Source organism: Mycoplasmopsis opalescens ATCC 27921 (assembly GCF_000712185.1).
Taxonomy (GTDB): Bacteria; Bacillota_I; Bacilli_A; order Mycoplasmatales; family Metamycoplasmataceae; genus Mycoplasmopsis; species Mycoplasmopsis opalescens.
Genome location: NZ_JOOB01000008.1, coordinates 133,390 through 144,672 on the forward strand (window position 1 = coordinate 133,390; position 11,283 = coordinate 144,672).

The 11,283-nt window shown below is 28.5% G+C and carries 10 protein-coding genes and 1 tRNA gene; 9 read left to right on the top strand and 2 right to left on the bottom strand.

What is annotated here, in order from left to right; all coding sequences use genetic code 4:
* Position 1 precedes the first annotated feature (1 nt).
* The 4 genes from T385_RS0100730 (at position 2) to T385_RS0100745 (ending at position 5,623) form a co-directional block, all read left to right on the top strand.
* Positions 2 to 1,528 carry an MSC_0619 family F1-like ATPase alpha subunit gene (locus T385_RS0100730; RefSeq protein ID WP_029905603.1) on the top strand — a complete coding sequence of 509 codons (1,527 nt, stop codon included), beginning with the start codon at positions 2 to 4 and terminating at the stop codon, positions 1,526 to 1,528.
* The gene (locus tag T385_RS0100735) at positions 1,528 to 2,904 is read left to right on the top strand and encodes an MSC_0618 family F1-like ATPase beta subunit (protein WP_029905604.1); all 1,377 of its coding nucleotides are present in this window, start codon (positions 1,528 to 1,530) and stop codon (positions 2,902 to 2,904) included. The genes T385_RS0100730 and T385_RS0100735 overlap by 1 nt, the downstream gene beginning before the upstream one ends.
* Before the next feature lie 74 nt (positions 2,905 to 2,978).
* Positions 2,979 to 3,680: a 16S rRNA (uracil(1498)-N(3))-methyltransferase gene (locus T385_RS0100740; protein ID WP_029905605.1), complete on the top strand. Its 702-nt coding sequence runs from the start codon at positions 2,979 to 2,981 to the stop codon at positions 3,678 to 3,680.
* A gap of 14 nt (positions 3,681 to 3,694) precedes the next feature.
* Positions 3,695 to 5,623 (top strand): M13 family metallopeptidase, encoded by a 1,929-nt coding sequence (locus T385_RS0100745; protein WP_051677939.1) that lies wholly within the window; start codon positions 3,695 to 3,697, stop codon positions 5,621 to 5,623.
* An 85-nt stretch (positions 5,624 to 5,708) separates the two neighbouring features.
* Here T385_RS0100745 and T385_RS0100750 read toward each other — a convergent pair whose 3' ends face one another.
* Positions 5,709 to 6,140 carry a type II toxin-antitoxin system antitoxin SocA domain-containing protein gene (locus T385_RS0100750; RefSeq protein WP_029905608.1) on the bottom strand — a complete coding sequence of 144 codons (432 nt, stop codon included), beginning with the start codon at positions 6,138 to 6,140 and terminating at the stop codon, positions 5,709 to 5,711.
* A gap of 622 nt (positions 6,141 to 6,762) precedes the next feature.
* Here T385_RS0100750 and secY point away from each other — a divergent pair.
* Positions 6,763 to 8,247 carry a preprotein translocase subunit SecY gene (gene secY / locus T385_RS0100755; RefSeq protein ID WP_036450669.1) on the top strand — a complete coding sequence of 495 codons (1,485 nt, stop codon included), beginning with the start codon at positions 6,763 to 6,765 and terminating at the stop codon, positions 8,245 to 8,247.
* Positions 8,241 to 8,897: an adenylate kinase family protein gene (locus T385_RS0100760; RefSeq protein ID WP_029905612.1), complete on the top strand. Its 657-nt coding sequence runs from the start codon at positions 8,241 to 8,243 to the stop codon at positions 8,895 to 8,897. Before secY ends, T385_RS0100760 begins: the two co-directional genes overlap by 7 nt.
* A gap of 40 nt (positions 8,898 to 8,937) precedes the next feature.
* Here the strand turns inward: T385_RS0100760 and T385_RS0100765 are convergent, their stop codons facing one another.
* Entirely contained in the window at positions 8,938 to 9,714 is a 777-nt protein-coding gene (locus T385_RS0100765; RefSeq protein WP_156953937.1) for a hypothetical protein, read from the bottom strand.
* A gap of 138 nt (positions 9,715 to 9,852) precedes the next feature.
* Between T385_RS0100765 and T385_RS0100770 the strand changes: the two genes are divergently transcribed.
* The 3 genes from T385_RS0100770 to T385_RS03770 all read left to right on the top strand — a co-directional run.
* A tRNA-Ser gene (locus T385_RS0100770) sits at positions 9,853 to 9,942 on the top strand.
* Between the two features lie 164 nt (positions 9,943 to 10,106).
* The gene (locus T385_RS0100775; RefSeq protein ID WP_029905622.1) at positions 10,107 to 10,325 is read left to right on the top strand and encodes a DUF2188 domain-containing protein; all 219 of its coding nucleotides are present in this window, start codon (positions 10,107 to 10,109) and stop codon (positions 10,323 to 10,325) included.
* 206 nt (positions 10,326 to 10,531) lie between these two features.
* A partial coding sequence (locus T385_RS03770) for an IS1634 family transposase (RefSeq protein ID WP_456298984.1) occupies positions 10,532 to 11,283 on the top strand: 752 nt, incomplete at its 3' end.

Genomic DNA, 11,283 nt, shown 5'->3' on the forward strand with positions numbered 1-11,283 from the left:
AATGAATTATAACAATCCACAAGTAAGCGCTATCTTTGATTATATTATCAAAGTTGATGGCCAATTTGATTATAAACAACGCCAACATTTTTGCTTGGAAAGAGACAAAAATGTTGAATTTATCTTAATTTCAGCTAATGAAAATTCTGCTTTTTTACTTGTAAATAAGCCAGAAAAGGTAAAAATTAATGATAGAGTAATTTTAAATGATAAAGAAGATAAACTTGTCACATATACCAAGTATTTTGGTCACATAATCAATATTTCTGGCGAATTGATTTATCCTGAAAACGTTGAACAGCCTAATAAAGTTTATCCAAATAATTATCCAATCTTCAATTTAGCACATAATTTAATGTCTGTTAAAAGGCTAGACAAGCAACTTTATACCGGAATTAATGCTATTGACTTATTAATACCAATTGGTAAAGGCCAACGTGAGTTAATTATTGGCGACCGCCAAACAGGTAAAACCCACATTGCATTAAATGCAATTATTAACCAAGCAAATAATGGCACAAAATGCATTTATGTAGCTATTGGACAGAAAAAAGAAACAATTACTAGAGTTTATAATGATCTAAAAGAAAATAATGCATTAGCTAATACAATAATTATTGATGCACCAGCTAATAGTGTTTATGATCAATTTTTAGCTCCATATATTGGTATGGCTCACGCTGAAAATATTTCGCATATTAATGATGTTTTAATTATTTTCGATGATTTAACAAAGCATGCTAATATTATTCGTGAAATTGCTTTATTAACTGATAAACCAGTCGGAAAAGAAGCGATGCCTTCAAATGTATTCTTCTCGCATTCATCATTATTGGAACGGTCAGGAAGCTTTTTAAATAGAAAAACAATAACTGCGCTACCTATTTTGCAAACTGTTGATGGCGATATTGCGAGTTTAATAAGCTCAAATATTATTTCAATTACTGATGGTCAAATTGTAACTAGCGCTGATTTATTTGCTCAAGGTAAATTGCCTGCAATTAACCTTGATTTATCAGTTTCGCGTACAGGCTCATCTGTCCAAAATCGTTCAATTACTAAGGTTGCGGGAGAAATTGGTAAGATTTACCGTTCATACAAAAAACATTTAAAGCTTGCTATGATTGACTACGATTTCAATAAAGAAACTTCAATTTTATTAAGCAAAGGTAAAGCTATTGAAAAAATGTTCAACCAAGTTGGCTATAACTTATATTCGACTCACTTAATGATTTTTATGGCTAAATTAGCTTCATGAAATTTACTTCAAGGTGTTAAAAATGACCAATTAGCCTTTAAATTTATTGATTTATTTATCAACAAATATGAAGAGGCTAATAAAGCTTTTGAGTTAATGAAAAGTGGAAAAGATTATGATGATGAAATCATGAAAAACTATTTTGCATATGCTTTAACCCAATTTTCAGATCGTTATAATTTAGGTTGAGACATTAACTACAAATCGCCTTTTTTACCTATAGCACAGGACTTTTGAACAATTATTGATAATAAATTAGGAGGTAAATAATGATTAAAATAACTAGTATTATAGATGATGTTATTGAACTAAAATTTACCGATAGACAACTTCCAAAATTAAATGAAATTATTACGCTACATGAAGGTAAAAGTTCATTGATGGTCAAAAGAATTGTTGATGAAGAAACGGTTTTAGCCGTTGTTGTTTATGCTCTTAAACCTATTGCATTAACGGATGAGTTAAATAAAACTAACTTTTCATTAAAAGTCCCAGTTGGCCAAAGTTCAAAAAATAATATTTATAATGTTTATGGCGATGCTCTATTAAACATTGATAGAAATCTCAATTATATCGAGATGAATGGTATGCCTAAAACTTCAAGATTCAATAATTCTATTCCTGAAATTGTGCAAACAGGAATTAAGGCTATTGACTTCTTTATGCCAATTTTAAAAGGTTCAAAATTAGGTATTTTTGGTGGGGCTGGTGTAGGAAAAACTGTTTTAATGAAAGAAATTATCTTTAACGTTAATAAAAACTCAGCTAAAACCTCTAATATCTTCATTGGCGCTGGTGAACGGTCAAGAGAAGCCATTGAGCTTTACGATGAGCTAAAAGATTCAAATTTAATGGAAAACTCAATTATGTTTGTCTCAAAAATGAATGAGTTCCCAGGTGCTAGAAGTTCAATAGTTCCTTTAGGTGTTACGGCTGCTGAATATCTTCGAGATAAAGATAAGGAAGATGTTTTATTATTTATTGATAATATGTACCGTTATGTTCAAGCTGAAAACGAAGTTAGTGCATCACTTGGAAAAAAACCTTCTGTTGGTGGCTACCAATCAACACTAGAAAGTGATATTGCTAATATTCAAGAACGCATCTACAAAAATGAAAATGGCTCAATTACAGCTTTTGAAACCGTATTCTTGCCAATGGATGATCTTTCAGATCCGTCTGCTGTTGCAGTTTTCAACCACTTAGATGGTAACTTAGTTTTATCACGCGAACAAACCGCTAAAGGGATTTATCCAGCTTTTGAACCATTAGCTTCATCTTCTAACTCCGTTGATGAAAAAATTATCGGAAAAAGGCATTATGAGGCTATTTTAGAAGCAAAAAGAATTTTAAAAGCGTACAGAGACTTAGAAGATATTATCTTAATTTTAGGTTTTGATGAGCTTGATGAGGACAATAAAATTATTGTTAAAAAAGCCTTACAACTTGAAAACTTTTTCACTCAAAACTTCTTCATGACTGAACACTTTACTAAATCAAAAGGAATTTTTGTGCCTCTAAAAGATACAGTTGAAAGTGTTATTAGAATTTTAGAAGGTAAATTCATTAAACAAAACCCTGAGATCTTCTCATACATTGGTTCAAATTTATCAATGCCAACAGATGAGGAATTAGCTAATAATTAAATAGGTTTTACCTATTTTTTATTATATTGCACATAAAAGGATTATTAAAAAGCTAGTTATATTATAATTATTCTATGCATAGATTTTTTGTTGAAAATAAAAGCGGAAACAAGTTCATTTTAGATGAAGATACTAAAAAGCACATTAAAAGTGTAAGAATAAAAAAAGAGTCATTTTTGATTAATCACTTAGGTATTTATTATGAATGTAAACTTAGTGAAAATTATGAATTTGCAAATATTATAAAAAAATTAGATATAAATAATGAATTTGCCTATGATACAGTGCTATTAGCACCAATAATAGATTTAAAACGGTTTGAATGATTAATACAAAAAGCAACAGAATTAGGAGTAAAAAAAATTGTTCCTTTTATAAGCAAATTCACTAATTGGAAAGAGCTTGAACAACAATTTACAAAAAAATATGATCGCTTTAATGAGATAATTTTAAATGCTTCTCAGCAATCATTTCGAAACTATGTGCCACTATTAGAAAAACATGATCATTTGGAAAATGTTGTAAAAAGATATTATGATTTAAATTATGATGTTTTTTTAGCTTATGAACAAGCTTCAAAAAATGAAGAAATTAAAATAGATCCAAAAAATTTAATTATCATTGTTGGACCAGAAGGTGGCTTTTCAATTGATGAAGTCAATAAAATAATCGAAATTACCAATAAAAAGGCTAAAATAGTATCATTAGGTAAAACAATTCTAAGGGCTGAAACAGCCTGCATTTATATGCTTAGTCAATTGCCTAAAGTATATTAATTTGAGAGGAAAATATGGAAAAATTTAATTTAAAAGAAGAACTTAAAAAGAATTTTTTTAAAGCTGTAAATAAAGAATGATTGGATAATGCCACTATTCCTTCAGATGTTCCATCTACAGGAGCTTTTTATGAATTATGATTAAATAATGAAAAGAAACTAAAGAAGGCATTAAAATCTCTTAAAAATGATTTAGATATGAAAAAGAAATTATCTAATGATTTGGTTGCGGCAGGAAAATACCTAAAACTAGCGTCAGACTATGATTTTAGAGACAAATTAGGTACAAAACCATTACAATTTTTAGTTGATGATTTAGTAAAAATTAATGATTATGATCAGTACTTTAATTACATTCAATCAGCAATCTTAAAAGGAATCCACTCTCCGCTACAAATCGAAGTAGAACAATCTTTTGTTGATTCGTCTAAACAAGTACTATGAATGGATGTTGCTTCAACTATCTTGCCAAATAAAGGATATTATGAAGAGGCAAGCAAAGAAAAAAGTAAAAAACTTTTAGCAGTTTATCGTACAATGATGAATGCACTTTTAAAACCTTATTTTGAAGAAAGTAAAGTTAGAAGTAAATTAATTACCGATGCATTAGCTTATGATAAATTGATTGCTTCACTTTCTCTTTCATCATTAGAAAAAGCAAAATATTTTGAACTTTATCATCCTTTAAAACTAAATAAAGTTATTTCTCGTTTGACTAATATGCCTGTAGAACAGCTATTAAAGGCATTAGTTAACAAACCTGTTGATGAAGTTGTTTTTACGCATCCAGATAATTGCAAAAAATTTAATCACCTTTATAAAGAAAGTGTATTTTCAAAATTAAAGGCTTGAACTATTGTTAGAACTGTTGAGAAAAATTCAATTTTATTAGATAATAAGACTAGAATCAAAGCAACTCTATTTAATCGTACCTTGCAAGGAATTAAAAAAGCATCTTCTAAAGAAAGAGATGTAATCAAATTAGTCGGAGCAGTTTTTGCTGACCCTATTAGTGTTTATTATGGTAAAAAATTCTTCGGAGAAACATCAAAAAATAAAGTAAAAAAAATGGTGCTAAATATGATAAAAGTTTATCAAAATCGTTTAGCCAATAATGAATGATTATCAAAATCAACAAGTGAAAAAGCAATTTCAAAATTATCTAAACTAGGTGTTCACATTGGCTATCCCGATGAAATAAGAAGCTACTATAATGATATAAAAATCGGATCTAAAGAAGACGGCGAAAACTTAATAACTGCAACTTTAAAAGTAAATGAAGCTAGAAATAAATTTAATTTATCGAATTATTTAGAACCAGTTAACAAAAATTATTGATCGATGTCTTCATTTATTGTAAATGCATACTTCCACCCAATGATGAATCATATTGTTTTTCCAGCTGGTATTTTGGATTATCCATTTTACTCTAAAAAACAATCTTTATCAGCTAACTACGGTGCAATTGGTGCTGTTATCGCGCATGAAATTTCTCACGCTTTCGACAATAACGGAGCAAATTTTGATGAAAACGGTAACTTAAAAATGTGATGAAATAAAGCTGATTTTGAACAGTTTGAGTTAAAAACTGAAGCAATGGTTAAGTTGTTTGATAAAAGATCAATTGAATTTGGTCAATGCGACGGACGTTTAACAGTAAGTGAAAATATTGCTGATTGTGGCGGACTAATTTGTGCCTTAGAAGCAGCAAAAAAAGAAAAAGACTTCAACACTGATGATTTTTTCAAAGCTTGAGCAACCGCATGAAGAAAAAAATCTACAAAAGAATATAGTCAAATGCTTTTAAAAACTGATGTACATGCTCCAGCGGAATTAAGAGCAAACATTCAAGCGGCTAATATTAAAGAATTTATCGACTTTTATGAAATAAATGAAAATGATCCTATGTATATTTCTGATAAAGAAAGAGTAAAAATTTGATAAAAAAATGCCCCTGGGGCATTTTTTTTGATTCGATTAAATAAATTTTTTTCACTGCTATACAGGGTTTTTAGAAAATTTCTATAGTTTAAGCGGTGTGTTTTTCGCTTAAAATATCTTCATTTTCAATTTTTACTTGTCTTTTTTGAAGTTCCTCAGCTTTTTTTCAAGCTTTAAGGTATGAGTCAAATTTACGAACATCTACAATTAATTCTCAAACAAGTTTTGAACCGTGTTTTTTAACTACATCTGTGATTATTTCTTCTTTATCTTTAGAAAGAGTAACATCTTCAGGTAATCCTTCTTTGTTTTTACCAAAATAACGACTAACTTCTGCTGAAATTGGGCCAAAATCTCAAGCATCAAAAGTTGCAGATGTTAATAATTTGTTATATTTTTGTGCATATTCAATAACCGCAAAATATATAAGTCTGTGAATTTTCTTTTCACTTATTTGCTCATTATATGTATTCCTATAATGTTTAGCTATTGAAGATGCTATTTTTAAAATATCTTCCATGATTAATCCCCTTTATTTACATCGTAATAGATATTTTATATGAAAATAAAAAAAGTTTAATAAATAATATGTTTTTTTACTATTTTATTAACTTTTTTCCAATTTGAATATCGAATAGGCTAATTTATTGTCATTTTCATATTTTATTTTATTTCATTTTTTGCGGTTTCGTCTGCTTAAATTAAATCTAAATCATTTTATTAATTTAAAAATCTATATTTTTTAATCAATAAATATCTTAATTATGTTATGTGTTGACGCTTATTTTAACAACTGCCTAAACCAATAAAAATAATGGTTATTATTGCTATTAGTACAATTTTTTGGTTATTTTGTTCCTATTTATACTAATCATAATTATATATATTTGTTCCTTATAAATGCCGTCAAAACATTAATTGGATATTTATAACATTTAAATTTTACTAAAAGTACTTATTTACAGCATTTTTATACAAATCAATGTTAATTTTGTTGCTTTTAATATGCAAATATAATCAATTTAAAACATAATATATTTAGTTAAACTTCAAATTAATCAAATAATTAACTTTGCTAATAAATATTATTAATTAAGTCTAAGTAAATAAAATTAATATATAATATGGAAATTAGGAGACCTATGAAAAACAAAAGCAACAAAATATCTTTATTTTTTAGTCGTTGATGATACTCATTTAGAAATGGTTGAAATAATTTTTGGTCATCAAAAGACTTATTAAAGAAAACATTGTTTACTTTATTGCTTCTAGCCATCTATGTGACGGCCACAACTATAAAAAGTCCTTTTATTAAAATCGCCAATAATACTTTGATTGATGAAGATTCATTTTTAAGCACACTTAACTTAATTGGTGGTGGGGGATTAAGAAGTTTTAGCTTAGTTGCACTGGGCATAAGTCCTTTTATTAATGCCTCATTAATAATGTCGGTTTTACAATCAAGAATTTTTCCACCTTTTTATAAATTGACTCAATCTGGGCCTTTAGGTAGAAGAAAATTAAACATAATAACAAGAATATTAACGCTTATTATTGCCTTCCCGCAAGCTATTTTGCTTTCTCAATCTCTAGCTAGCGGAGATAATCCTTTCATTAGCATTGTTCCAGCATATGCCGATGCAGAAGGTTCAAAAGCTTGACTAAATACAACTAAATTCTTTTTCTTACCAATGATTTTAGTTGCTGGATCTCTATTTTCACTTTTTATTGCAGAAACTGTAACCAATAAAGGTGTAGGTAATGGAACAAGTTTAATAATTTTTATCGGTATAGCCTTTTCATTACCAAGTCAATTTAAAAATGCAATTAGTTACTTTATTAGTGACACAAACAGTTCTGAATTATTCATAGGAATTATTAAATTTTTAGCCTACTTATTTAGCTTTTTAGCACTTATATTTATCGTTGCTCTTGTTTATAACTCTGAAAGACATGTGCCGATCCAACAAACAGGCGTTGGCCGTTCAAGAAATATTCATGAAATGGGAAGATTACCAATTAAGCTTAACCCTGGCGGAATTATGCCTATAATTTTTGCATCAATGGTTGTTAGTTTTCCTATTATGATTGTTCGTCTCATACCTGATGGTAACCTAGGAAAAGCGTGAGTTAATGAGAATTTACAATTCACTAAACCACTCGGCTTATCATTGATGGTTGTTATCACATTCTTCTTTAGCTTTTTATTTGGTATACAGCAGTCTAAATTAGACCGTATTAGTGAAGATTTTGCTAAAAACAGTACATTTATCCCAGGCTTACAACCAGGAGAACAAACTGAAGATTACTTATTCGGTATTATTATTCGTTTAAGTGCCTTCAGTGGTATTTACTTAGTTATTTTAAGTATAGTTCAATACTTACAAATTATTTTATTAGCTTGACCTCAAGTTATTTCATTTGGTGGCACAAGTATAATGATTTTTGTTTCTGTTGCTCTTGAAACTATTCAACAATATCAAGCTCGTCGTAAAACTACAAGATTATCGAGACAAAAACAACTTTCTTTACAAGTTTCTGAACAAATTAAAAGAAACAAGGAAGCCTATGCTACAGGCAAAAAAGTAAAAGAGAATAACAATTCAGGAGAGGGTTTATTATGATAGAAAATCTTAAATTAAATTTAGTTTTTATGGGGCCTCCAGGTGTCGGAAAGGGGACCATTGCTGCTGTAGTTGCTCAAAAATACAATTTAGTTCACCTATCTACAGGGAATATATTCCGCGAAGAAATTAAAAAGCAATCGGTTTTAGGTCTTAAGGTTGCACAAATTGTTGAAAGCGGAGGCTATGTAACTGATGATATTACAAACGAGATTGTCAAAAATAAATTACTCGAATTACAAAACGAAGATAAAAAAGTTATTTTAGATGGCTACCCACGAACAATTGCGCAAGTTAATTTTTTAGATACAATTGAAGGTTTCGATTATGAAGTTGTTGAATTGTATGCAGATCCTGAACTTATTTTTGAACGTCTAAGTGGCCGTAGACAATGCCCAAATTGTAAAAATAGCTTCCATATTAAATTTATGCCTAGTGAAAAAGGTGAAATTTGCGACCAGTGTTCAACACCATTAATCACACGGAAAGATGATCAACCAGAAAGTATTAAGAAACGTAGTCAAGTGTATTTACAAGAGACAAAACCGTTGCTATCTCACTATGAAAAAGTTAATAAATTACACCGTTTCGATTCATCTTCTACACCAGAAAATGTTGCTGATGAAATTTACAAATCACTTTCTCAACTATAATAAATAAAATAAAAATACCGATAAAACTCGGTATTTTTATTTAATCATTTTCATTTATCAATAATTTTTTTGGCTGTAGCACAGGTCAATTACCATTATTTAAAATTAAAATTTTTATTAAATCATCTAAGCAACTAATTTCATCAGAGAATTTGAAACCCTTAATAAATTCATTTTTTGATATTTTTTTATTTTCTAGATATTCTTTGATAAAGAGCAGCCTACATTGTTTATTGTTCTTTGTAAATTCAGCTCATTCTTTTCATTTCTTTTCTTCTTTTTCTTTTTGTCAAGTGTCTCATCAGGTGTTAATTTTTTCTTCAAATTCGCGCCTGCTTTCCCTATAAACTTTTATTGCGCTGAGGCAACTATCACCTCAGGGATTTTGTTTTTCTCTTTGTTTTCTACCAAAATAACCACCTAGATTTCCATGCACTACGGCATCACTATCAAAACAATCGATATTTAAGAAACCTAACTGAACCATTTTACGTTTATAACGATAAACACTTGAGACACAAATATTAAGATTTTTAGCGAGTTCTTCATTAGAAAGATGTTTATTATTTAATACAAATTTGTATCTTTCAATTTGCTTTAATTCAAATTTACTTTTTTCTTTTTTCTGCTGTATATTAGCTGTTTCGGTGATTTGCGTTTCTTTGTTACTTATTACAATTTCATCATCAACTTCTTCATTTTTATTGGTTTTAGACTGAATTTTTTTCATTTTAATGATTCGTTGCTCCATTTCCCCGAGTTTAAAAAGAGCTCTAAGTTTGGGTAATTGTTCAAGAAGTTCACTTCGATATTTCATAATTAAATTTTATATTTTTTAAAAAATAGAAAAGATTATCATTATTTTAATGTTATTAATTGAGAGATTTTCACATTGTTATCCACAATTTTTAGATTATGTTTTAATTTTGCAAAAAATAATTTATTATATTACTATCGATGGTTGCTCGAGTGGCTGAAGAGGTTTGTCTCGAAAACAAATAATGGAGTAATTCATTCGAGGGTTCAAATCCCTCACCATCGGCCATTTTTTATTTTTTTATTTATATTAATAACTCAAGCTTATTGACTGTCTGGACAATTAATAATAAAAATAATAACCATTTTTATTATTTTTTTATGTTATATAGCCCATTTAAATATAAATTAGCTATATTTTTTTGTATAATCAAAACAGAAAGGAATAAAAAGATGGCAGAAAAAGATTTCGCAACAGTTTACCATGTGACACCTTACAACGGAAAATGACAAGTAAAAGGCGTAGGCAACACAAGACCAACAAAATTATTTGATACTCAAAAGGAAGCAATTGCTTATGCAAACGATTTAACTAAAAAACGTAATGGCTCAGTTTTAATCCACCGTAAAACTGGACAAGTTAGAGATAGTATCAACAACAAGAAAAAGTAAAAATAATCATTTTTATTAGTTTTCCACAATAATATAAAAAAATCACTTGTCTGCGACTAAAGTGATTTTTTTCCTGAGTTTCGGAGTTATAATCAAAATAAAAATATTTTTAATTCCTTATGTACGTAGTACATAGGGAAATTTTTAAACAAAAAAAATACATAACATTACATAACATAATTTTATTTTTGTGATATAATTAAACTATGAAAAAATTAATAGTTATGATGATGGGAAACGGAAAAGCAAGATATTGTAGAGTTGTTAAGTCCAATGGATTTGCAAAAGGAATAAAAAATGTAATTAGTTTAGGGAGTGAATCTAAACTAAGTGCAATAAACGAACGATATCTTGAGATATTTAAAGAAAAAATCAAAGAAATCAGTGATACCACAGAACCTAAAACTATAAAAAAAATAATGCTTGACCATTTATGTTCGCTTAAAGAGAAAAATTTCATTACAAACATCGGAATTAATATTTTTTATGATGTTATAAAAAAACTCGAAATATTCAACTCTTTAAAGAAGTCTAAACACAAAAACCTTGAAGAACTTCTGAAATACCAAATAGCATCAAGAATCCTACAAAATACTTCAATCATTAAAAGTTTTGAAACAAAAGATAATTATTTAAACGATATTGAGTCTAAAAAAGATACTTTTTATAGTCTTCTCGACGTTTTATATGAAAATGAGATTGAAATAGTCAATAGTTTAAATAATAAAATTGCAGAACTGACTACAAGAAATAAAAATTTGGTTTATTTTGATGCAACAACTGTATATTTTGAGACATTTTCAAGAGATGGTTTAAGAACACCGGGTTTTTCAAAAGATGGTAAGTTCAAAGAAGATCAAGTTGTTGTAGGCATGGCAACTGATAGCAATGGAATACCGATTTATCTAAAAGTTTTTCGCGGTAATACAGCAGATGGTAATACTTTAATCCCTTTCAT